The organism is Nonomuraea africana (assembly GCF_014873535.1).
Taxonomy (GTDB): Bacteria; Actinomycetota; Actinomycetes; order Streptosporangiales; family Streptosporangiaceae; genus Nonomuraea; species Nonomuraea africana.
Map to the genome: position 1 here is coordinate 4,022,496 of NZ_JADBEF010000001.1, position 22,214 is coordinate 4,044,709.

17 protein-coding genes are annotated in these 22,214 nt (G+C 72.4%); 7 read left to right on the forward strand and 10 right to left on the reverse strand.

Annotation, left to right across the window (positions count from 1 at the left end):
* Window positions 1-16: 16 nt before the first annotated feature.
* The 6 genes from H4W81_RS19080 to H4W81_RS19105 all read right to left on the reverse strand — a co-directional run bounded on the left by H4W81_RS19080 (window position 17) and on the right by H4W81_RS19105 (window position 11,411).
* Window positions 17-2,746, reverse strand: a complete 2,730-nt coding sequence (locus H4W81_RS19080; protein WP_192776059.1) for an ABC transporter permease — start codon at window positions 2,744-2,746, stop codon at window positions 17-19.
* On the reverse strand, window positions 2,743-5,895 hold the full coding sequence (locus tag H4W81_RS19085) for an FtsX-like permease family protein (protein WP_192776060.1): 3,153 nt from the start codon (window positions 5,893-5,895) through the stop codon (window positions 2,743-2,745). The genes H4W81_RS19080 and H4W81_RS19085 overlap by 4 nt, the downstream gene beginning before the upstream one ends.
* A gap of 127 nt (window positions 5,896-6,022) precedes the next feature.
* Window positions 6,023-7,747 carry a thiol reductant ABC exporter subunit CydC gene (gene cydC, locus H4W81_RS19090; RefSeq protein ID WP_225958692.1) on the reverse strand — a complete coding sequence of 575 codons (1,725 nt, stop codon included), beginning with the start codon at window positions 7,745-7,747 and terminating at the stop codon, window positions 6,023-6,025.
* On the reverse strand, window positions 7,744-9,477 hold the full coding sequence (cydD, locus tag H4W81_RS19095) for a thiol reductant ABC exporter subunit CydD (RefSeq protein WP_192776061.1): 1,734 nt from the start codon (window positions 9,475-9,477) through the stop codon (window positions 7,744-7,746). Before cydD ends, cydC begins: the two co-directional genes overlap by 4 nt.
* A 31-nt stretch (window positions 9,478-9,508) precedes the next feature.
* A complete protein-coding gene (locus H4W81_RS19100; RefSeq protein ID WP_192776062.1) occupies window positions 9,509-10,237 on the reverse strand; it encodes a cytochrome d ubiquinol oxidase subunit II in 729 nt (242 codons plus the stop codon).
* A 1-nt stretch (window position 10,238) separates the two neighbouring features.
* Window positions 10,239-11,411, reverse strand: a complete 1,173-nt coding sequence (locus H4W81_RS19105; RefSeq protein WP_192776063.1) for a cytochrome ubiquinol oxidase subunit I — start codon at window positions 11,409-11,411, stop codon at window positions 10,239-10,241.
* Between the two features lie 90 nt (window positions 11,412-11,501).
* Between H4W81_RS19105 and H4W81_RS19110 the strand changes: the two genes are divergently transcribed.
* Window positions 11,502-11,846, forward strand: coding sequence for a helix-turn-helix transcriptional regulator (locus tag H4W81_RS19110; protein WP_192776064.1), 345 nt, complete (start codon window positions 11,502-11,504; stop codon window positions 11,844-11,846).
* A 34-nt stretch (window positions 11,847-11,880) separates the two neighbouring features.
* Here H4W81_RS19110 and H4W81_RS19115 read toward each other — a convergent pair whose 3' ends face one another.
* Both H4W81_RS19115 and H4W81_RS19120 read right to left on the reverse strand, forming a co-directional pair.
* Window positions 11,881-12,549: a permease prefix domain 1-containing protein gene (locus H4W81_RS19115; RefSeq protein ID WP_192776065.1), complete on the reverse strand. Its 669-nt coding sequence runs from the start codon at window positions 12,547-12,549 to the stop codon at window positions 11,881-11,883.
* 10 nt (window positions 12,550-12,559) lie between these two features.
* On the reverse strand, window positions 12,560-13,729 hold the full coding sequence (locus H4W81_RS19120) for a pentapeptide repeat-containing protein (protein WP_192776066.1): 1,170 nt from the start codon (window positions 13,727-13,729) through the stop codon (window positions 12,560-12,562).
* Window positions 13,730-13,843: 114 nt separating this feature from the next.
* Between H4W81_RS19120 and H4W81_RS19125 the strand changes: the two genes are divergently transcribed.
* The 5 genes from H4W81_RS19125 to H4W81_RS19145 all read left to right on the forward strand — a co-directional run bounded on the left by H4W81_RS19125 (window position 13,844) and on the right by H4W81_RS19145 (window position 18,832).
* Window positions 13,844-16,192, forward strand: a complete 2,349-nt coding sequence (locus H4W81_RS19125; protein WP_192776067.1) for an ExeM/NucH family extracellular endonuclease — start codon at window positions 13,844-13,846, stop codon at window positions 16,190-16,192.
* 115 nt (window positions 16,193-16,307) lie between these two features.
* On the forward strand, window positions 16,308-16,922 hold the full coding sequence (locus tag H4W81_RS49375; RefSeq protein WP_192776068.1) for a transporter: 615 nt from the start codon (window positions 16,308-16,310) through the stop codon (window positions 16,920-16,922).
* Entirely contained in the window at window positions 16,919-17,221 is a 303-nt protein-coding gene (locus H4W81_RS49380) for a transcriptional regulator (RefSeq protein ID WP_192776069.1), read from the forward strand. Before H4W81_RS49375 ends, H4W81_RS49380 begins: the two co-directional genes overlap by 4 nt.
* Complete coding sequence (locus H4W81_RS19140) at window positions 17,218-18,099, forward strand: ABC transporter ATP-binding protein (protein WP_192776070.1); 882 nt, start codon at window positions 17,218-17,220, stop codon at window positions 18,097-18,099. The genes H4W81_RS49380 and H4W81_RS19140 overlap by 4 nt, the downstream gene beginning before the upstream one ends.
* Window positions 18,092-18,832, forward strand: coding sequence for an ABC transporter permease (locus H4W81_RS19145; RefSeq protein WP_192776071.1), 741 nt, complete (start codon window positions 18,092-18,094; stop codon window positions 18,830-18,832). The genes H4W81_RS19140 and H4W81_RS19145 overlap by 8 nt, the downstream gene beginning before the upstream one ends.
* A gap of 73 nt (window positions 18,833-18,905) precedes the next feature.
* Here H4W81_RS19145 and H4W81_RS19150 read toward each other — a convergent pair whose 3' ends face one another.
* Entirely contained in the window at window positions 18,906-20,315 is a 1,410-nt protein-coding gene (locus tag H4W81_RS19150; RefSeq protein WP_225958694.1) for a S1C family serine protease, read from the reverse strand.
* Between the two features lie 181 nt (window positions 20,316-20,496).
* On the reverse strand, window positions 20,497-22,017 hold the full coding sequence (locus H4W81_RS19155) for an acyl-CoA synthetase (RefSeq protein WP_192776072.1): 1,521 nt from the start codon (window positions 22,015-22,017) through the stop codon (window positions 20,497-20,499).
* Between H4W81_RS19155 and H4W81_RS48690 the strand changes: the two genes are divergently transcribed.
* Window positions 22,016-22,138, forward strand: a complete 123-nt coding sequence (locus tag H4W81_RS48690) for a hypothetical protein (protein WP_264083175.1) — start codon at window positions 22,016-22,018, stop codon at window positions 22,136-22,138. The two genes, H4W81_RS19155 and H4W81_RS48690, sit on opposite strands and share 2 nt — an antisense overlap.
* Window positions 22,139-22,214: the final 76 nt, after the last annotated feature.

Sequence of the window (22,214 nt, forward strand, 5' to 3'; positions counted from 1 at the left end):
CGCCAGCATTTCACGCTCATTCCCCGCCCCGCAGCGCCACACCGACCTTCCTCCTGCCCGACAGCGCGACGTGCGCCACGGCGCCCAGCAGCGCGGCGAGGGTCACGCCGGCGCCCAGCGCCAGAGGTGTCGTCCAGGTGACGGTGTAGCCGACGGGCAGTCCACCGGCGTAGCCGCTCAGGTCGACGCCCCCGCCGAAGAGCGAGGGGAAGAGCGTGCCCAGCGCGATGCCCGTCACCGCGGCCGTGACCACCAGCGGCGAGATCTCGCCGAGCGTGATGGCCCGCGCCTGCCCGCTCGACATGCCCATGGTGGACAGGAAGGAGATGCTGCGGTCGCGCTCGGCCGCGCCCGCGACCACGCTCACCCACACCGCCAGCAGTGAGTAGAGGGCCAGGACGACGGCCGACAGCCGGAAGGCCAGCGTGATCGTCCTGGTGAGCGGCGTCGAGACGATCGCCGCCAGATCCCCTTCGCGGGTGCTCGCCGAGGCGGCCGGTCCCACCGCCCGCTCCAGGTCGGCGGCGCGCAGGCCGGCGCCGAAGACGAGGAGCCGGTTCGGCCGCATCGCGACCTTCTGCTCGGGCAGCACGGAGGTGGGCAGCACGAGCAGCTCGCCGAGTTGGTCGGTGCCGGGGAAGCGGTCGAGGTGGCCCACGTGGTCGACCACGACGGGGGCGCGCTCTGCGCCCTCCAGCACGATCGGTCTGCTGCGCGCCTTGCCGAGACCACCGGTCACCAGGACGGGGGCCGAGGGCCCGTTGGCCGCGCCGGCGGCCCTGTTGACGGCCGCCACCGGCGAGGAGACCACGGAAGGGGCCGGGCCGAGCCGCTTCGCGTAGGCGGCGGTGTCCATGCGCAGGTAGGAGAACGACAACGTGCCACCCGACAGGCGGCCCTCGCGCAGCTCCACCGGGAGGACCTCCCGCACGCCGGGCAGCGCCCGCACCTTCTCGATCGCCGCCGGCGCGATCACCCCCTCGCCGACGCCGACCTGGGCGTCGGCCCCCGTCCGCTGCCAGGCCGCGGCCCGCTGGCCCGCGTCCAGTGAGTCGAGGGTGAGCGCGCTGTAGACCGACAGGGTGAGCGCGGGGACCAGGATCAGCGCGGGCAGCGTGGCGGCGGTCCTCGAGCGGGCCGCGGAGGCGACGGCCAGGAACAGCACCGACCGCCTGCTCCGGGCCGCGCCGAAGGACAGCAGGCGCAACAGGTACGGGTAGCCCCACAGCACGACGAGCGCGACGGCGACGGCGACCGCGGTGGGCGCCGCGACCAGGAGCGGATCGCTGCCCGAGGCCGTCTGGGCGGTCGTCACGCCGCGCGTGACGGCGATGTAGGTGGCCACCGCCGCCAGGAAGACGACCAGGAGGTCGGCCACCAGCCTGCGCGGCGTGAACGGCCTGGCCACCAGGTCGTCGCGCTGCTCCACCAGTGGCCGGCGGTGGGTGAGCAGGAGGCGGCCCATGCCGTACAGGACGGTGGCCAGGGCGAGCAGTGGCGCGGACAGCAGGGAGATGGGGGTGTCCAGCCCGGGGACGAGACGCGCCAGCGCGAAGCCGAGCAGCGCGCCCGGCACGACGGCCAGGAGGAGCACGGCCGCGCCCACGGCCGCGAACTGGCCGAGCGAGGCGGCCCTGGCCCTGGCCGCGACCAGACTGGCGGCGACCCGGCCGAGCAGCAGGCCCGCCACGAGCGCCACCACGCCGAACGCCACCGCGAAGAGCCCGGCGAGCAGCACGCCCATGAGAGTCTGCGTCGTCTCGAGCTTGCCCAGGAAGTCGTCCATCATCTTCGGCAGGTGGCTGGTCACCTTGTACGGCATGCCGGGCGTCGACATCCGCCGCGCCGCCGCGGTGAAGTTGTCGAGGGCGGGACCGGCGTCGGGCGCGGCCTCGATGGTGAAGGCGCCAGGGACGGCGGCGAACCCCCACCGGTAGTGCATCCGCTCCCTGAGCGGGGCCAGCGCGGCCACGACCTGCTCACTCCCCAGGGCGGTGACCACGAAGGAGGCGCGGTTGGCGGCCGGGTCTGGGACGTAGACGCCGGCCATCGAGGGGAAGACCGACCAGAACGGGTCGGCCGGGTCGACCGGCTCGTACAGCCCCGTGACCTTGATGAGCAGGCCCGCCGCCGAGACGATCGTGTCGCCGACGGCGAGGCCCATCAGCTCGGGGGCGTCGCTGGGCAGGCCGACCTCGACCGTGGTGATCGTCGGCTTGGCCAGCGCGATGGTCAGCGCCGGGTCCTGGTACGGGTTGGGCGTCGATCGCTCGGTGAGGGGGTTGGGCCCGCTGGTGACGCCGGAGGGCGGGGTGCCTTCGACGTAGCGGACGCGCCTGACCGCGCCGCTGTTCCACGCCAGGTCGACGTAGTTGTTGGCGCGTGGTTCGTGTCCGACGTGGCCGGCCAGCCGCAGGCGGTTGGTGCTGACGCCGTACTTCACCTCGCCGACCAGGGAGGACAGCGCGGGCGGCAGCGCCCCGCGCAGCGCGTCGACGCGCGCGGCCAGCGCGGCGGCGTTCTCGGGACGATGCCCGGGCGACACCGACTGCGCGTCCACGGCGATCTCGAGCAGTTCGGGCCTGGTCTCCTGGACGGCCTGCCGCAGCGAACGCTCGTAGGAGTCCTCGAAGACCCTCGGCAGCGCGCCGCCCAGGAGCGTGACGCTGAGCACCAGCAGTCCCAGCAGCGCGGTGATGCCTCTGTGCAGCAGGGCGAGCCGCCCGGCCAGCTTGAGTACGGTCATGCGTCCTCCCCCACGTGCCTGGCCTGGACCAGGCCGCGGCGGCGCAGCGACGCCGCCAGCGCGGCCACGATCGCGAACAGGGCCGCGGCGATGACCGCGAGCAGGATCGCCGTCCGGGCCCAGGGGATGTCCAGCCGCACCGGCGGCGTCACCGCGGTGACCTGGCCCGACAGCACGAGGTGCGGCACCACGACGGCCGCCATGCCGCCCGCGAGCAGCGTGCCGCCCACCAGGCCGAGGCCGATCAGGAACGTCTGCTCGACGGCGAGCAGGCCGAGCACCTGGCGGAAGCTCACCCCGAGCGCGTGCAGCAGTCCCAGCTCGGCCGAGCGCTCGCGGGCGGCGACGGCGGCGTTGACCGCGAAGCCGAGTCCCGCGAAGATCACCGCGGCGACGAAGCCGACGAGCAGCGCGCCCTGCAGGCCACCGGCGAGCGGGTCGTCGCGCAGCTCGGTGAAGACGGTCTGCCTGTCGAGCACGCGGGCGCTCCAGCCGGGTTGGGCCGCCAGCGCCGCGGCGGCGGCGGTGGGGTCGCCGTCCGCCGTGGCGGCCCACCATTCGGTGACCCTGGGCGGGGCGTTGACGGTGAGCACGTCCCTGTCGGCGATGGTCGGCAGATCCACCAGGACGGCGGGCTCGCCGACGTCCAGGCCGGGCAGGCTGTCGACGACGGCGACCACGACCAGGCTGGAGGTGGTGGCGTCGAAGGGCAGGAACAGCTTCGCGCCCACGGAGAGCTTCTCCGCCGCCGCCAGCTCGTCGGTGACCACGATCGGCAGCGACTGCGGGAGGGTCGCCCTGCCGTCGACGGTCTCGCCGAACACCCGCTCGGGTGGCGTGCCAGGTGGTACGGCCAGCACCACCGCCTTGCCCCTGGCCGGGATCGCGTCGAGGCCGAACAGCGTGCCCTCTCCGGTGCGGACCTCCTTGACCTCGCCCTCGCCGACCCCGGCGGCCCCCGGCAGGCTCGCCTGCTCGAAGCCGGTCCACGCCAGGCCACCGGGCAGCACCACCTCGGCCGTGCCCGCGGTCAGCGGGCCGAGCACGACGGGCGCGCCCGTCTCGCCGAAGGCGAAGCCGCGCAGCGCCAGCGGGTAGGCGATCTTCCCTTCCTTCCCCGCCAGCGCCGCCAGGTCGGCCACGAGGCTGCGCTCGTCGCCGGAGCCACGGTCGGCCAGGTCGAGCTGCCAGCGCACCCCGTCGGCGTCGGTGAGCAGGATCGCGGCGTCCAGCGGCGCGGGGGCCTGGGTGCGCAGCGGCACGGTGAGCAGGGACGGCGCGCCGGGGATCGGCACCGCGCCGAGCGAGGGCCGGCCCGCCTTCAGCGCCGTGGCCAGGTCGGCCAGCGGAGTGGCCGACAGGTCCTCGCGCAGGTTCATGACCTGGTCGAGCCGGTCGGCGTCGAGCGCGAGCAGCTGGGCCGAGCCGGACCCGATCGCCACCGAGTCGCGGAAGGCGGGGCTGATCGTGCGCACGCCGGGCAGTTCCGCGTAGACCCGGCCCGCGCCGAGCCCGCCCACCTGGCCCTGGTCGAGGACGGGAGAGATCCGCAGGTCGGCGCCGACCCGGTGACCGGCCTGGTCGCGCTGGGACGACTCCCACGTGGTCGTGGTGGTGATCGACAGCACCCCGATGGCCACCGCCATCGTCAGCAGCAGCGCGGGGCCGACGTAGCGCAGCGGGCGGCGGCTGACCTGCCACGCGCCGAGCGCCGGGGCCAGCGTCGGGCGGCGTGAGGTGAGGGCGGAGACGATCCTGGAGGTCCAGGGCACCAGGCGCATGCCCAGCAGGCCGCCGCTCAGCAGGGCGAGGGCGGGCCCGGTGACCAGCATGGGGTCGATGCCCAGCACGCCACCGGCGGTCGCGGTGACCGGCGAGCCGTACCTGGTGAGCTGCCAGACCGCCAGCGCCGCCACCACGAGCAGGGCGAGGTCGCCGCCCGCCCTGGCCAGCGGGCCCCTGCGGTCGCCGCGCCCGCGCGCCGCCTGCTCCTCCACATACGTACGGCGGGCGCTCTTGACGGCCGAAGCGGCCAGCAGCACCGCTCCCGCCAGCGCCGCCGCGGCGGCGATCGCGAACGTGACGGGTTCGGGGGCGGAGGGCACCAGCACCGCGCCCGCCTGCGTCCACAGCAGGCCGCTCACCCCGTTGAGCACGTGCGGGGCGGCGAAGGGCGCGATCAGCACGCTCGGCAACGCGATCAGCAGCGCCTCTGTCAGGCTGAGGGACACCAGCCCGCCCATGCCCGCGCCCCTGGCCCGCAGCAGCGCGACCTCCATGCGGCGGCGGTCGGCCAGCATCCTGGCGGTCAGCATGAGCGAGTATCCGGCCAGGATCAGCAGCTGCAGCACCGGCACGAGCATCGTCGACTGGCCGACGAGCGCGCTGCGGTCGAGCTGGCCGAGATAGCCGGACAGCTCTTCGCGGACCGTGCAGTCGGCGCAGTCGGGACGGCCCTTGAGCTGGTCGGGCAGGCGCGCGGCGGCCGCCGACAGCGCGGCCAGGTCGCCGGTGCTGACGCCGCTGAGGTCGGGCAGCACGTGCCAGAAGCCGAGCATCTGGTCGGTGAACCGCGCCAGGAAGGCCTGCTGGGGGAGCATGAGCGGGCTCTTGCCGGCGTCCAGACGCGGATACAGGTCGTCGGGGACGGTGAACACGCCGGTGACCAGCACCGTGGTCGGCGGGTCGGTCGCGCCGCGCCGTACTGTGAGCTCCTGGCCGGCGGTGACGCCGAGGCGCTGGGCGCTCTCCTGCGCCAGCGTCGCCTGCAGCGGCCCTGCGCCCGGGCGCGCCCACCGGCCCCGCACCAGCTTCGCCCGCTTCTCCAGGTCGGAGCGGGTGCCGAAGAACAGCTGCGCGCCGTTCTCCCCGTGGAAGGCGTTCGAGGTGACGGACGACACGATCTCGGGGCGGAACCGGCCGAAGGACTCGGCGGCCTGGGCGCGCACGGCCGCGTCGGCCCTGGCGAAGGTGGCGCCCTTGATCCAGGTGGAGACCTCCGCCGAGGTGTCGGCCCGGTCGGCCTGTGTCACGCTCCATCGGACGCCGACGTCGACCACCAAGGAGATGGAGATCGACAGGGACACCAGCGTGGTGGTCGCGAGGAGAATGGCCGCGAAGGCGGTCAGGGGCAGCAGCGGCTCACTCACGGCACGCTTGAGCACCCACGTTGTCCGCCCCCGCATCCGGTTCCCCCTCTGATCTGGTACGGGAGAACATTCGCGGGACAAAACTCACATACGCAACGATTACCGTGATTTCATCACATAGTTGAGATCAACCCGAGACCAGTGCCTCCGACTGCCAGAGATCGCGGTAGTAACCGGGCCTGGCGACCAGCTCGTCGTGGCGTCCGCGCTGGATGATCCGGCCGTGCTCCATCACCACGATCTCGTCCACCTCCTCCAGGCCCTTCAGGCGGTGCGTGACGATCAGCGTGGTGCGGCCGTGCGTCACGTCGAGCAGATCGGCCATCAGCTCGTCGGCCGCCGTCTCGTCCAGCGCCTCGGCGGGCTCGTCGAGCAGCAGCACGGGCGGGTCGTACAGCAGGGCGCGGGCGAGGGCCAGACGCTGCAACTGCCCGCCCGAGACCGTCCGCCCGTCCTCGCCGAGCTGGGCGTCCCAGCCGGTGCGCGCCACCCACCGGTCCAGGCGGGCCCGCCGTACGGCCTGCTCCAGGTCCTCGTCCGTGCTCTCGGGACCGGCCAGGCGCAGGTTGTCGCGCAGCGTGGTCTGGAAGATGTAGGGGTCTTGAGTCAGGCCGGTCATGAGCGTCCTGACATCGTCGGAGTCGAGGGACCTGAGGTCGGCGCCGTTGACGGTGATCGCCCCCGACTCCGGCTCGACCAGCCGCATCAGTGCGGCCAGCAGCGTGCTCTTGCCCGCGCCGCTCGGGCCGACCAGAGCGACCCGCCGGCCCGGAGTCAGCGTGAGGCTCACCCCGTCGACGGCCGCGGGGCCGCCGGGGGCGTGCCGTACGACCAGGTCGGCGATCTCGACGGTCAGCGGCGCGCCGGGCACCGGCGCCGGCGTGGCGGGCTCGGTGACGGCGGGCGGCACCGAGCGGACCTCCTTCAGCCGCCGCAGGGCCGCGGAGATCCCCGCGAACCGCTCCCCCGCCGCGGCCAGCGGCAGGACGGGCTCGAAGGAGACCAGGGCGGTGAGCGCGAGCACGGCCGTCGCGACGGTGCCCGCGCCGGACCCCTGCGCCAGCAGCACGATGGCGGCGACGGTCAGCCCCTGCACCAGGACGCCGACGGCCAGCGCCGCCGCGTGGACACGGGACTGGCGGCGTTCGAGCGCCGAGAGGGCCGCGTCGGCCTCGAGCGCGCTCGACAGCGCCCTGTCGCCCGCGCCGTAGGCGGCCAGGTCGGCCGAGCCGTGCACCAGATCGGCGACGCGCTCGGCCAGCGCGGCCCTGGCCGGGGCGATGCGGGCCGACCAGCGACGGGCGGCCGCCGCCGTGCCGGCGGGCAGCAGCACGCCCGCGGCCACCAGCCCGGCCAGCAGCACCAGCGCCGCGGCGGGGTGCACGACGACGGCGATGACGACGGCGGCGAGGCCGGTGATGAGCGCCGAGGTGGCCGGCAGGAGGCAGCGCACCAGCAGGTCCTGGACCGCGTCGGTGTCGTCGACCATGCGGCTGAGCAGGTCCGCGCCGCCGTGCCGGGGCGGCCTGGGCGGGATGAGCGAGTGGTAGAGGCGTTCGCGGGTGGCGGCCTGGGCCCGCAGGGCGACGTCGTGACCGGTCAGGCGTTCGGCGTAGCGGAAGACGCCCCTGCTGGTGGCGAACGCCCGCACCGCGACGATCGCCACGCTCAGCGCGGCCAGCGGCGGCTGCTCGGCGGCCCTGGTGATGAGCCAGGCGGCCGAGGCGATCAGGCCGAGCCCGGTCAGTTCGGCGGCCGCCCCGGCGAGCACGGCCCACAGCAGGCGGACGCCCATGCGGCGGCCGGACATCGGCTCGGTGTCCCCGGCGCCCTGCTGGGTGGTGGTGGTCATCGCTCGTCTCCTGCCTGCGCGGCGCTCGCGCCTGGGACCAGGCTCTTCTCGGCGAGGGTGTCGGAGACGACCCGCCCCTCCTGGATGCGGATCACGCGGTCGGCCAGGTCGATCATCGCGGGCCGGTGCGCGACGATCACGGCGGTGCGCCCCCTGCTCAGCTCGGCGGTCGCGGTGACGACGGCCGCCTCGCTGCGGCCGTCGAGGCGCGCGGTGGGCTCGTCGAGCAGCAGCAGCGAGGCGCCGGGACGGCAGAACGCGCGGGCCAGCGCCAGCCGCTGGCGCTGGCCGGCCGACAGGTTGGCGCCGCGCTCCCCCACCGGCGTGTCGTAGCCGTCGGGCAGGGCGCTGACGAACTCGTCGGCGTGCGCTGCGGCGGCGGCCTGCCGTACGAGATCAGGGGTGGCCGAGGGGGCGCCGAGGCGGATGTTGTCGGCGACGGAGGTGGCGAACAGGTGGGGGCGCTGGGGCACGAAGGCCAGCCGGTCGCGCCAGGCGGTCAGGTCGAGGCCGGCCAGATCGGCGCCGTCGACCAGCACGCGGCCCTCGGTGGGGGTGACGAAGCCGAGCAACAGGTGCAGGAGGGTGCTCTTGCCGCCGCCGCTCTCCCCCACCAGCGCCACCCGCTCCCCCGGCGTGATCACCAGGGAGACGTCGTCGAGCGCGGGGTCGTCGCGCCCCGGATAGCGGACGGTGACGTTCTCCAGGCGGATCTCGGGGGGACCGCCGGAGGTCAGCGCCGATCGGGCGTCTTCGCGGAGGCCGGTGGCCGAGGTCCGCTCGGCCGAGCCGGCGGCGCCGGCCAGGGCCCGCTCGGGGTCGACGGCGTCGTCCAGGACGGCGAAGGCCGCGTCGGCCGCCGCGACGCCCTCCATCGAGGCGTGGAAGCGGGTGCCCATCATCCGCAGCGGCAGGTACGCCTCGGGCGCGAGCAGCAGCACCAGCAGCGCGGTCGTCAGGTCGAGCGACCCGCCGAGCAACCGCAGCCCGATCGGCACCGCGACCAGCGCGAGCGACAGCGAGGCGCACAGCTCCAGCACGAGAGAGGAGAGGAAGGCCACCCGCAGCGTCCGCATGGTCGCCGACCGGTGCGAGTCGGCCACGCGCTGGATGACGGTCGCCTGGTAGCGGGCCCTGCCGAAGGCGCGCAGGGTGGGCAGGCCGCGCACCACGTCGAGGAAGTGCCCGCCGAGCAGGGACAGCGCCCGCCACTGCCGTTCGGTGACGGCCTTGGTGTGCATGCCGACCAGCGCCCCGAAGATCGGAATGAGCGGCAGCGTCACCAGCACGATGACCGCGCTGGTGAGGTCGGCGGCGAACAGCCTGACGAGGACGGCCACCGGCACCACGCCCGCCACCGCCATGGCGGGCAGGTACCCGGTCAGGTAGGGGTCGAGCGCGTCGAGGCCGCGACCGGTGAGCGTGACGAGCTCCCCGGATCGGTGCCCCGACAGCCGCGCCGGCCCGAGGTCCTGGAGCCGGGCCAGCAGCCGGTGACGCAGCGCGGACTTCACCCCCGTGGAGGTGCGGGCCGCGAAGATCCCCTGCCCCCAGCCGAGCAGCGCGCGCAGTCCGACGACGGCGGCCAGGACCAGCAGCGCCCCGGTGGCGAACCTGCCCGACAGCACCCCCGCCAGCAGTTCGGCCTGGACGAGCACGAGCAGCCCGGCGATGACGGCGGCGGCCAGAGTGGCGGTCAGATGCGTGCGTACCGAACGCTCGGCTCGCATGAGCCGCAGGAGATCCTTGTGCACGGGCCCTCTAGAAGAACGACGGGATGCGGTCGGCGCCCTTGCCTGGACGGAAGGTGCGCCACACCCATACTTGCGCGCCCACCATGAGGGGTGCGAACGGGACCACCATGAGACTGAGCACATTCAGCGTCGCGGCCGGCGCCGCGTGGTCGAGCAGGTGCGGGGCGACGGCCGCCAGCAGCACGATGACGGGCGCGGCGGCCGCGAGCGCCGACAGGGTCAGGCTCCTGCCCCCGCCGCGCGCCTCCCTCCAGGCCAGGAAGGTCCTGCCGTGGAAGGCGAACAGCGCGGTGGTGACCGCGCCGAGGGCCAGCCCGGCGATCCACGGCAGGCCCGCGACCGAGCCGATCACCATCCCCCAGCCGACGGCCAGCACCAGCGAGCCGAGCGAGATCATCAGATCCCAGAACCCGCGCCACGCGCGCCCGTCCATCCTGCGGCGGAACCACAGACCCGCGTCACGCACGATCCAGCCCAGCAGCATGGCCACGACGAGCGGGTAGAGCGCGAAGATCACCTCTCCTTCCAGCGCGGGGAACGCGCCGAACAGCACGCCCGCCACCGCCACCAGCCATACCTCGTTGGCCAGCACGAACGGCGCCATCGCCGCGACCATGCGGTCCCTGCGCTCCTGGGAACGGCCGGCCATCAGCAGCCCCACCCCCAGGTCGAAGCCCTCGAGGGCGAAGTAGCCCGTCAGCAGGACGGCGAAGGCGAGCAGCCACACGACTTCCATGTCAGACCTCCAGGCGAACGGGCTGGGGAGCGGCGGGAACCGGCCACGCGCCGAGCGCGAGGTCGCCGGGGCCGCGCCGGACGACGCGGGCGATCAGGACGTAGTCGACGACGGCCAGCAGCCCGAGCACGGCGGTGAAACCGATCAGCGACGCCGTGACCATGCCCGAGGTCAGCCCTGGCGACATCGCGTCGGCGACGGTGAGCCGCTCCCAGATCATCCACGGCTGGCGGCCGATCTCCCTGGCCATCCAGCCGAAGGTCGCGGCCAGGAACGGCAGCGGCGTCATGATGATCAGGATGGGATGGGCCCAGCGCCAGCGCGGTAGCCAGTAGACGGTCGGCAGCAGCAGGAAGGGCACGACCAGCTGCATCAGCTCGCCGATCAGGACCATGAAGCCGAGCCCGATCGCCGCCCCCGTGTTGCCCTCGAACTTGGCCTCCTGCACCACGGCGAACTGCGCGTATCCGGTGCCCACGGCCACCACGACCCCGATGGCCGCGACCACGACGCCCGTGCGCAGGGACTTGGTGAAGAACTCCTGGTAGGTCGTGCGGCGCAGCAGCTGGTATGCGCTGGCGCCCATGAGGAGGAACCCGCCTGCCGTGAGCCCGGCCCCGATGACGTGCGGGAAGGACAGGACGAGGGCCTTGTTGGACAGCAGCGCGCCGAAGTCGGTGAGCTCCAGGTGGTCGCCCTTCACGACGGAGCCGACCGGGTTCTGCAGGAAGGAGTTGGCGACCATGATGTAGAAGGCGCTCCCGTAGGCGGTGAGCGTGACGATCCAGATGCACGCCAGGTGCAGGCCCTTGGGCAGCCGGTGCCAGCCGAAGATCCACAGTCCGAGGAAGGTCGACTCGAGGAAGAAGGCGACCAGCGTCTCCATCGCCAGCGGCGCGCCGAACACGTCGCCCGCGTAGTGCGACAGGCCGCTCCAGCTCAGCCCGAACTGGAACTCCATCACCAGACCCGTGACGATGCCCAGGGCGTAGTTGATCACGTAGATCTGGCCCCAGAACCTGGTCATGTGCTCGTGGAGGGGGTTGCCGGAGCGCACCCAGCGGGTGTGCATGATCGCCACCAGCGGAGCGAGGCCCAGCGTGAGGACCACGAAGAGGAAGTGCAGGCTGCCTGTCAACGCGAACTGCAGGCGGGCCAGATCCAGGACGTCCATCGCATCAAACTCCGTCGTTGTGTCTGCCTACATATAGAGAGCCTACATGTAGACTGCCTACATGACGAACGCGGACCTAGGATGGGCGATGTGAATCCCGACGCGCTTCGCGGTCACATGGACGCTCTGCTGCTCTCCGTGCTCGAGCACGAGCCGCTGCACGGCTACGCCATCATCGAGGCGCTGCAGGAGCGCAGCGGGGGCGCGCTGGCCGTCCCCACGGGCACCGTCTATCCCGCCCTGCGCAGGCTGGAGAGGGTCGGCTATCTGGCGAGCGAGTGGGCGACGGTGGGTGGTCGCAAGCGACGCACCTACCGGCTGACCTCCTCGGGGGCCAAGCAGCTGGCGGGCGAGCGGTCGGCGTGGCGGGAGTTCGCCGAGGTGATCGCGAGCGTGCTGGAGCCCGGCGCACGGCGAGCCGAAGCCGCCGGGTGAGCCCCCAGGAGCGGTCGTAGCCGTCAGATGACCGTCAGGCGGGACGCGGCCGCCGGGTGAGGCGCAGGCAGCGGGCCGCGCAGTACAGCTGCAGGCCGTTCAGCAGCGGCGTGGTCAGCGAGAGGAGCATGCCGGGCAGGAAACCCGAGAAGCCGGTGGGGCCCTGCGAGCCGTACTGCAGGGCGGCGCTGAAGAGCAGTGTCACCGGCAGCATCGCCCAGACCCACACCGCGAGCAGGCGGGTCGCCCGCTCGGGCCTGCGCAGCCAGCGCGCCCCCCAGGTGAGCGCGAGCAGGGTCAGACCGCCGAGCACGCCGGTGGCCAGGTGGAACAGGTCGAGCGCGCGGGCCACCGGCAGGAACCACTCGGGCCTGTTCGCCCAGTCGTCGGCGTTCACCGGGAAGAAGGCCCAGATGAGGCTCCACAGCAGCGTCGTCAGCGGCACGCTGACGAACAGCAGCGCCGCCAGCCTGCGACCCGCGGTCGCGGTCAGCTCGCGCTGGTAGCCCGGCGCGATCTCGCGCAGCTCACCGAACTCCTCGACGGCCAGGCGCTCGGCCTCGAGCCGGCCCAGGCCCGCCTCCTCGTAGGCCTCGGCGGTGTCGACGAGACTGTCGCGGGCCTCGACGACCAGGTCGCGCTTGGGCCCGCCGGGGCCCTCGAGCGCCCTGTTGAGCCCGGCCACGTAGTCGTCGATCAGCATGGCCTCCAGTTTACGGAGAACCCCCGTGGCCGGCATCGGGGAAATCCCTGACGTCGCCCGCCGTCCGGAGAGGGGTCAGCGGTGCGGCGCGGTCGCCGGGACCCTGGGCCCAGCCGCGCCAGCGGTGCTCGTCGGCCAGGGCCCCGCGGCGGGAGAACCAGCGCAGCGGCCAGCGCAGGCTCAGCCGTACTCCCCCGGGGGTGAAGGCGAACGTGCAGCCGGTCAGCCGCAGCCCCGACGGGTGCGCGAGCCCGGCGAACCTGCACGCTGACAGATCGAGCCTGAACAGCGACAGGTCAGGGGCGACGGCCGCGCGCAGCGAGCTGATCGTGCAGAACCCCCGTCCCGAGACCGTCGCCGGGCCGCGCAGGACGGCCGACTCCAGGTCGGCGTGCGAGCCGGTGAGCCTGATCGCCGTCGTGCCCCGCACCTCGATCCTGCGCAGGTCGACCGAGCAGTCCTCGACGGTCAGGTCGAGCGCGCCGTCGGCGCGGGCGCCCGTCGCCGACAGCCGCCCGGTGGCCGACAGGTAGGCCGCCGACGCGAAGTGCGCGGACTCGAACGCCGCCCTCCCCCGCACCTTCCTGAACGACAGCGTGCGCCCGAACCTGGCGCCTCTGAAAGCGGCCTGCTCGCCGAACACGGCGCCGTCGAAGGTGGCGTAGCCGTCGAACCTGGCCCGCTCGCACGACAGCCCGCGGGTGAAGACGGCCGCGCTGAACAGGGCGTCGCTGCCCACCACGGCCCGGTCGAAGCAGGCGTGGCCGCGCACCGTGGCGCCGTGGAAGGACAGCTGGCGGGCGAACCTGGCCCCGGTGAACGAGACGTTGCCGGCGAAGGTCGCGCCGAAGAAGGAGGCGAGCCGGTCGAACCTGGCGCCGTCGAGCGACACGTCGCCGTGGAAGCGCACCTCGGTGAAACGGGCCTCGCCGGTGAAGCGGGCCAGGTCCATGCGGGCCCTGCCGGGCCTGCCCTCCACCGCGGCCAGCACCCTGGCCAGCAGCTCGCCGTCGATCGTGGTCCCGCGGAGGTCGAGCAGCCGCCCCGGGCGGATGCCTTCGAGAGCGTCGGTCAGCTGCTCGGGGGACAGATGTGACAGGCAGCGACCGTACGGCTGGCGCGCGACTCCCGTGCATGACGGGGAGTGTGAACACGTGGCCCAGTCCATGTCCATGGTCATACCCGTGTTGCTAGGTCATGAGACGACATGTCGGCGGCCGGCGTCTGGGCAAGGGTAGATGATTTCATCCCTTTGTGGCGTTACGTTCGGTTATCTCCATCTAAAGTGCCGGTCATGCGAGCTTTAACCGCCCTTGTCGCCCTCGGCCTCGCCGCCGCGGGCGTGGCGACCCTCTCGACCACCCCCGCCATCGCGGCGCCGGGGCCGCTCGTCATCAGCCAGGTCTACGGTGGCGGCGGCAACTCCGGCGCGCCGCTGGCGAACGACTTCGTGGAGCTGTTCAACAGGAGCTCCGCTCCCGTGGCCATCGACGGCTGGTCGGTGCAGTACACCAGCGCCACCGGCACCGGCCACTTCGCCGCCAACGTGGCCAGGCTCTCCGGCACGCTTGCGCCCGGCCAGTACTACCTGGTGCAGCTCGCCGCGGGCAGCAACCCGGGTACGGCGCTGCCCGCCCCCGACGCCACCGCCGGCATCAACATCAGCGGCAGCGCGGGCAAGGTGGCGCTGGTCCGCTCGGCCACCGGCCTGGCCTGCAACGGCAGCCCGACTTCCTGCACACCGGAGCAGGCCGCGCAGATCGCCGACCTCGTCGGCTTCGGCACGGCGAACTTCTTCGAGGGCTCGGGCGCCGCGCCAGGCCTGTCGAACAGCACGGCGGCGCTGCGCAAGGCGCGCGGCTGCGCCGACGCCGACGACAACGCCGCCGACTTCGAGACGGGGACGCCTGCCCCGCGCAACACCGCGACCGCCCCCGCCGTCTGCGGCGGCACGGGCGAGCCCACCCCTTCGCCCACCCCCACGTCGTCGCCCACGCCGTCGCCCACGACCGACCCCTGCGACACGGCCGCGACCCATCAGATCGCCGCCGTCCAGGGCGCGGGCGACGCCAGCCCGCTGGCCGGGCAGACCGTGCGGGTGGAGGGCGTCGTGACCGGCGACTTCCAGAAGAGCGCCGAGCTGAGCGGCTTCTTCCTCCAGGACGCCACGCCCGACGCCGACCCGAAGACCTCCGAGGGCCTGTTCGCCTTCGCCCGCGACACCGTCAAGGACGTCAAGGTCGGCGACAGGGTGCTGGTCACCGGCAAGGTGATCGAGTTCAACGGCTGGACCGAGCTGTCGCCCGTGACCGCCGTCGACGTGTGCGGCACGGGAACGGTCCCGGCCCAGCCCCAGCAGCTGCCCAGGGCGGAGGGGACCACCTTCGAGCCCGTCGAGAACATGCTGGTCACCTTCTCCGAGCCGCTGACCGTCACCGAGCACTACAACCTGGGCCGCTTCGGCGAGGTCACCGTCTCCTCCGAGGGGCGCCTGTACCAGCCGACCGACCGGCCGGGCGTGGACGCGGCGCTCGACGCCCGCCGTTCGCTGCTGATCGACGACGGATCCAGCAGGGAGAACCCCGCCACGATCCCGTACACCAGCCCGCGCGTGGTGCGCACCGGCGACACCGCCGCGGGGGTGACCGGCGTGCTCGGTTACGGCTTCGGCGCCTACCGGCTCCAGCCCACCAAGCCGATCACCTTCCTGCCGACCAACCCGCGCCTGCCGCGGCCGCTGCCGGTCGGCGGGAACGTCAAGGTGGCCAGCCTCAACACGCTCAACTGGTTCACCACGCTCGACTCTCGCGGCGCGAACACCGCCGTCGAGCAGAAGCGGCAGCTCGACAAGCTGGTGGCGACGTTGCAGGGCATCGACGCCGACGTGGTCGGCCTCATGGAGGTCGAGAACAACGGCCAGACCGCCCTGCAGGCGCTGACCGACGCCCTGAACGCCAAGGTGGGCGCGGGCACCTACGCCGCCCTCGCGCACCCGTTCCCCGGCACGGACGCGATCCAGGTCGCGATGATCTACAAGCCCGCCAGGGTCTCGCCGGTCGGCGCCGCGCAGTCCTCCGAGGACGCGGTCTTCAGCAGGCCGCCGCTGATCCAGACCTTCAGGCAGGCCGGTGGCGGGCAGCCGTTCACGATGATCGTCAACCACTTCAAGTCGAAGGGCTCCTGCCCGCCCAGCGGCCCCGAGGCCGACCAGGGCGACGGGCAGTCGTGCTGGAACCCGCTGCGGGTCAGGCAGTCCGAGGCCATCCTGGGGCTGATCTCCTCCCTCGACCTGCCGCACCCGCTGGTGCTCGGCGACCTCAACGCCTACGGCGAGGAGGACCCGATCGACACGCTGGAGGCCGGCGGCCTGACCAGCGTGACCAAGCGGTTCGTCCCCGCGCCGCTGCGCTACAGCTACCTGTTCAACGGCCTCGCGGGCGAGCTCGACCACGCGCTGGTCGGCAAGCAGCTGCTCAAGCGGGTGACCGGGGCGACGATCTGGCACGTCAACTCCGACGAGCCGCGCATCCTCGACTACAACACCGAGTTCAACCCGCCCGCGCTGTACCGGCCCGACGCCTTCCGCTCCTCCGACCACGACCCCCTGGTGATCGGCCTGTCCCTGCCCGGCGGCAAGGACTGACCTGATCCCTCTCACGGCGGCCTCCTCCCTTCCGGGAGGGGGCCGCTCTTGTGTTTGCCGGGCAATCAGGTTTACATTACAAACCAGTTGATGACATCGACCAGTTTGGAACGACGTGGACGAGGAAGACCTGAGCCCCGCCGAGATGCTGCGGCTCATCGAGGAGCAGGGCGCCGCGGTGGCGCGCAGGCTCCAGCCCGATCCCCTGGTGATGTACGCGCCATGGGGAGTCGCCTGGCTGGTGGGGTTCGGCGCGTTCTTCCTCTCCTACGGGCTCGACGGCCGCCCGGTGGTCCCGATCAGCTGGCAGCTCGCCCTGGCGATCCTGTTCGGCGGGCAGGTGCTGGCCGGGGCCTTCCTGTTCTGGGCCCTGCGCGCCTCCAGCGTCCAGGTCAGGGGCGAGTCGGCCCAGCGCGGGATGATGTACGGCTACTCCTGGTTCGTCGGCATGATGGCGATGAGCCTGATCGTCGGCCGCTTCGCCCCGCTGCTCCCCCGAGACCAGGTCGGCCTGCTCTACGCCTCGGTCTCGCTGCTGGTCGTCGCCATCCTCTACATGGCGGGCGGCGCGGTCTGGCGGGAGTGGCCGATGTTCTTCATCGGCGCCTGGGTCGCGGCCGTGAACGCCGTGGGCACCACGCTGGGCCCGGGCTGGCACTCCCTGCTGATCTCCCTGCTCGTCGGCGGCGGCTTCTTCGTGGCGGGGATCGTGCTCAGGCGGCGCGGGTGACCGTTCCCGACCTCGACCCCGTCATCCACGCCCAGGCCAGGCTCCGCGTGGTGGCCACGCTCAACGCCCTGTGCGAAGGCGACCAGATCGCCTTTCCCGGGTTGAAGGACCTGCTCGGCATGACCGCGGGCAACCTCTCGGTGCACCTGACGAAGCTCGAGGACGCGGGCTACGTCGAGATCACCAAGACGCACAAGGGCCGCACCCCCGTCACCTACGTCGCGCTCACCAGGCGCGGACGGCTGGCCTTCGAGGAATACACCGTCGCGATCCGCGCCCTTCTTGGAGGAGACACATGACCCCCCTGGCCAGGACCGTCGAGGTCAGCAAGCACTACGGCGAGGTGCGCGCCCTCGACGGCGTGTCACTGGAGATCCACGCGGGCCAGCTCGTCGGCCTGCTCGGCCCGAACGGCGCGGGCAAGTCCACGCTCGTCAACCTCTTCGTGGGCCTGCGCAGGCCGACGAAGGGGCTGGTGGAGCTGATGGGCGGCGACCCCGCCGACCCCCGCGTACGGCAGGGCATGGGCGTGACGCCCCAGGAGACCGGCCTGCCCGAGGCGCTCAAGGTCGGCGAGATCGTCGACTTCGTCTCCTCCCATTTCCCGAAAAGAGCCGACAAGTGGGAGTTACTTGATCGCTTCGGCCTGCGAGACCTGGCCAAGCGCCAGGTGGGCGGCCTGTCCGGCGGGCAGAAGCGCAGGGTCGCGGTCGCGCTGGCCTTCGCCGGCAACCCGCGCGTCGTCTTCCTCGACGAGCCCACCACCGGACTCGACGTGGAGGCGCGCCGCGCGCTGTGGGAGGGCATCAGGCTCTTCCACGCCGACGGCGGCACGGTGGTGCTCACCAGCCACTACCTGGAGGAGGTCGAGGCGCTGGCCGAGCGGGTCGTGGTGATCGGCCGCGGCAGGGTGCTGGCCGACGACACCATCCAGGCGGTGCGCGGCATGGTCGGCGTGCGCAAGGTCAGCCTGTCGGCCGCCGAGCTGCCCGACCTGCCCGGCGTGGTCAGCTCCGAGCAGGTCGACGGGCGCCACCAGCTGCTCACCTCCGACTCCGACCGGCTGGTCCTCGACCTGGTCGCCAGCGGCACCCCGTTCTCCGGACTGGAGATCAGCCCGGCCAGCCTCGAGGACGCCTTCCTCGCCATCACCGCGAAGGAGACCGCCGGTGTCTAGCCTGATCCTGACCCACACCCGCTACCAGTTCCTCGAGCAGCTGCGGGTCCCGATCGCGATCGTGGCGAGCGTCTTCTTCCCCACCGTCGCGATGCTCGCCTTCGTGGTGCCCTTCGCCGGCCACGACCCGATAGCCGCCACGGTCGGCGCCGCCTCGATGACGATGTTCGCGGTCATGTCGAGCGGGCTCATGGGGCTCGGCATCGGCGTGGCCGACGACCGTGGCAAGCCGTGGGACCCCTACCTCCGCACCCTGCCCGCGGGGCCCTTCCCGCGCTTCGCCGGGCGGATGCTGACCACGCTGGCCATCATGCTCATCGCGGTCGTTCCCGTGGTGCTGGTCGCCGCGCTGCTCACCGAGGCCACCGCCACCCCTGTCCAGCTGCTGCTCGGCCTCGGCGCGCTGGTCGTGGGCGCGCTGCCGTTCATGATGCTGGGTCTGTTCGTCGGCTACTCGCTGTCGGCCAAGGCCGCGGTGGCCGTCTCCCAGGTGCTGTTCTTCCCGATCGCGATCGGCGGCGGGATGCTCGGCAATCCGCTCGACCCGCCCGCCTTCATCGGGGCGGTCGCGCCGTACTTGCCGAGCAGGGGGGCCATGGAGCTGGTGTGGGCCGCGACCACGGACCTGTCGCCCACGCCGCTGGCGCTGGTCATGCTGGGAGTCTGGACGGTCGCGGCCGGAGCGGCCGCGGTGTGGGCCTACCGTCGCGACGAGGGTCGCAGATTCCGCTGAGCACGGCGAAAGGGGGGAGACGCCGCCGAGTCCGCAGCGATCTCGACGGCGCCTCCGTTCGCGAGGGGGAATCCTACTCGGTGGTCTTCTTCTCTTCGAGGGTCACGGTCGCTTCCTGGGTCTGACCGTTCCTCATATATGTGATCTTGACCTGCTGGCCGACTTTGAAACCTCTGACCTGTCCCACCACGGTATCTCCACCGTCGACCGGCTTGTCACCGATCCTGGTGATGAGGTCGCCTTCTTTCAGCCCCGCCTTGGCCGCGGGGCTCCCCTGCTGCACCTGACGCACCAGCGCGCCGGGAACGTCGCCCGTCGCGTCGGTGACGCTGACGCCCAGGTACGCGTGGCTGACCTTGCCGCTCTCGATGAGCTGCTGGGCCACCTGCTTGGCGGTGTTGATCGGGATGGCGAAGCCGACGCCGATGTTGCCGCTGCCGCTCCCGCCCGTGGCGATGGCGGTGTTGATGCCGATCACCTCTCCTGCCGCGTTGACCAGCGCGCCGCCCGAGTTGCCGGGGTTGATGGCGGCGTCGGTCTGGATCGCGCCGCCGATCGTCGTGGTGGAGCTCTGCGACTGGGCGCGCGGGTCGCCCCATCCTGGCGGCAGCTGCTGCCGGCCCTCGTCCTCGCCGCCGACGGTGAGCGTCCGGTCCAGCGCGCTGATGATGCCCGCGGTGACCGAGCCGTCCAGGCCGAGCGGGCTGCCGATGGCCAGCACCGCGTCGCCGACCCGCAGCGCGTCGCTGTCGCCGATGGCGGCCTTGGTCAGCCCCGAGACGCCCTCCGCCCTGATGACCGCGAGGTCGGTGGCCGGGTCGGTGCCGACGACCGTGGCCTTGGCGGTCTTGCCGTCGCTGAACTTCACCGTCATCGAGCCGCCGCCCTGGCCCGCGCCGACGACCACGTGGTTGTTGGTGAGGATCAGGCCGTCCGCCGACAGCACGACGCCGGAGCCCTCCCCTGTCTGCCCCTGGATCTGCACGACCGACGGCTGCACGTTCTGGGCGACGTCGGCCACCGTCAGCGGGTTCGACACCTGCTTGAACGTGGGGCTCGGCGAGGCTGCGACGGCGGTGCCGCCGCCGCCCATGGCGGTGGCGGTCACCGCCCCCGCGGCGCCGCCCACCAGCGCGGTGGCCGCCAGCGCGAGACCCGCGATCGCCTTCTGTCCCGTGCTGAACCGCGACCGCTGCTTCGGTACGGCCGGCGCCGCCATGATCGTCGTGTCGTCGAGCGAGGGGGCCGCGGGCGAGGCGACCCGGTCCTCCGGCGCGGGAGCGCCCGGCGTCGTGCCGGCCGCCGCGCCGTGCGCCGGGTGCTCGGCCGTCACGCCCTGCGCCGGATCGGCCGCACTGCTGTGCGCCTTGTCGCCGGGGGCTTCCTGCGGGAACTCCCCGGCCACGGGGGGCTTGGAACCGAACTGGGTCCATCCCCCACCCACGTTGCCTTCGCCCTGCTCACGAGGCTCGTTCGCGTTCATTTCCATCCCCAAGAGGCCACTGAGGCCCGCCACCGTGGCGTGCCGTACTCCCAGGGTGTCAACGGGGCTGTAAACGCTGGTTAAGCCGCTGATCGCGGGCCCGGACCGGCCCTGACGCACGCCTTATCACCCGAGGTCGGGCGGGGGGCGAGGGGCGAGACTCTCATCGAAAACTCATCCTTCAGCGGGCGTTCAGGTACTCCTCGCGCAGGAGGCGCTTGTAGAGCTTGCCGGTCGGGTGGCGGGGCAGTTCGTCGCGGAAGTCGACGCTCTTCGGGCACTTGTAGGGGGCCAGGCGCTCCCTGCAGTACTCGATCAGCTCGGCCTCCAGGGCGGACCCCGCCTCGGCCGGATCGGCGGGCTGGACGACGGCCTTGACCTGCTCGCCCATCTCCTCGTCCGGCACCCCGAAGACGGCCACGTCGGCCACCTTCGGGTGGACCGACAACACGTTCTCCGCCTCCTGCGGGTAGATGTTCACCCCGCCCGAGATGATCATGTAGGAGCGCCGGTCGGTCAGGTAGAGGAAGCCCTCCTCGTCGAGGTAGCCGATGTCGCCGAGCGTGGTCCAGCCCCTGCCCTGCGGGTCCTGCGCGGAGCGGGTCTTGTCGGGGTCGCCGTGGTACTCGAAACGCGGCCCGTCGGAGAAGTAGACCGTGCCCCGCTCGCCGGCCGGCAGCTCGTTGCCGTCCTCGTCGCAGATGTGCACCACGCCCAGCAGCGGACGGCCGACCGTGCCCTTGTGGGCCAGCCAGTCGGCCGGGCTCGCGTACAGGAAGCCGTTGCCCTCGGTGCCCGCGTAGTACTCGTGGATGATCGGCCCCCACCACTCGAGCATCTGCTCCTTGACGGGGACGGGGCACGGCGCGGCGGCGTGGATCGCGCACCGCAGGGACGACAGGTCGTAGTCGTGCCTGGAGGGCAGCTTGAGCATCTTGACGAACATCGTCGGCACCAGCTGCGAGTGCGTCACCTTGTACCGCTCGACCAGCGCGAGGTACTCGGCCGGATCGAAGCGCTCCATCACCACCACCGTCGCCCCGATCCGCTGGAACTGCAGGCAGTAGCGCAGCGGCGCGGCGTGGTAGAGCGGCGCGGGCGACAGGTAGACGCTGTCGGCCGAGGGCGCGAAGAGGAACTGGATGAGCTGCAGCAGCGGGCCGGGGGTGTCGAGGGGCGCCTGGGAGAGCGTGGGCTTGACGCCCTTGGGGCGGCCCGTGGTCCCCGAGGAGTAGAGCATGTCCGAGCCCTGGCACTCGTCCTCGATGGGCGTCACCGGCAGTCCCTCGACCGCCTTCTCGTACGACTCGAACCCCTCGGCGACGCCGTCGAGCATCAGGCGGCGCTCCACCCCCGGCGCGGAGACCGTGGTGGCCACCTCGGCCAGCCTGGCCGAGGAGATGAAGATCCTGGCCTCGCAGTTGTCGACGATGTAATCGAGCTCTTCGCTCCGCAGCCGCGAGCTGATCGCGGTGTAGTAGAGCCCCGAGCGCTGCGCGGCCCAGGCGACGACCAGGAAGAGCGGATGGTTCTCCAGCATGAAGGCGATATGGTCGCCCGGTTTGAGCCCGGCCGAGCGGAAGAGGTGCGCGAGCCGGTTCGACTCCTCCTCCAACTGGCGGTAGGTGACGACCTGCCCGGAGCCCGCCATGATCACAGCGGGCTTGTCGGGGGTGACTGCTGCGATGGCTCCCGGATACATGACCAGAACACTATTCGGTTACCACTCCGGCAGGAAGGCCCCGCTCCGCGTCCACCGCGAGACCTCCCACGCGCCCGATCTCACGAACGGACTGAAGGCGCCCAGCGTCTCCCTGCGGTAGGCGGCCTGCGCCTCTCCCGGCACAGCTTGCCCGGAAATCACCAGCAATATAGCGATCACAAGTTGCACATGCCGAC

Excerpts from the sequence above, each read along its gene's own strand:
- cydC (WP_225958692.1), bottom strand. The coding sequence starts at position 7,747 with ATGACCACCACCACCCAGCAGGGCGCCGGGGACACCGAGCCGATGTCC.
- H4W81_RS19105 (WP_192776063.1), bottom strand. The coding sequence starts at position 11,411 with ATGGACGTCCTGGATCTGGCCCGCCTGCAGTTCGCGTTGACAGGCAGC.
- H4W81_RS19155 (WP_192776072.1), bottom strand. The coding sequence starts at position 22,017 with ATGTATCCGGGAGCCATCGCAGCAGTCACCCCCGACAAGCCCGCTGTG.
- H4W81_RS19115 (WP_192776065.1), bottom strand. The coding sequence starts at position 12,549 with ATGCTGATCGACGACTACGTGGCCGGGCTCAACAGGGCGCTCGAGGGC.
- H4W81_RS19080 (WP_192776059.1), bottom strand. The coding sequence starts at position 2,746 with ATGACCGTACTCAAGCTGGCCGGGCGGCTCGCCCTGCTGCACAGAGGC.
- H4W81_RS19125 (WP_192776067.1), top strand. The coding sequence starts at position 13,844 with ATGCGAGCTTTAACCGCCCTTGTCGCCCTCGGCCTCGCCGCCGCGGGC.
- H4W81_RS19140 (WP_192776070.1), top strand. The coding sequence starts at position 17,218 with ATGACCCCCCTGGCCAGGACCGTCGAGGTCAGCAAGCACTACGGCGAG.
- H4W81_RS19100 (WP_192776062.1), bottom strand. The coding sequence starts at position 10,237 with ATGGAAGTCGTGTGGCTGCTCGCCTTCGCCGTCCTGCTGACGGGCTAC.
- H4W81_RS19120 (WP_192776066.1), bottom strand. The coding sequence starts at position 13,729 with ATGACCATGGACATGGACTGGGCCACGTGTTCACACTCCCCGTCATGC.
- cydD (WP_192776061.1), bottom strand. The coding sequence starts at position 9,477 with ATGCGAGCCGAGCGTTCGGTACGCACGCATCTGACCGCCACTCTGGCC.
- H4W81_RS19150 (WP_225958694.1), bottom strand. The coding sequence starts at position 20,315 with ATGAACGCGAACGAGCCTCGTGAGCAGGGCGAAGGCAACGTGGGTGGG.
- H4W81_RS48690 (WP_264083175.1), top strand. The coding sequence starts at position 22,016 with ATGACCAGAACACTATTCGGTTACCACTCCGGCAGGAAGGCCCCGCTC.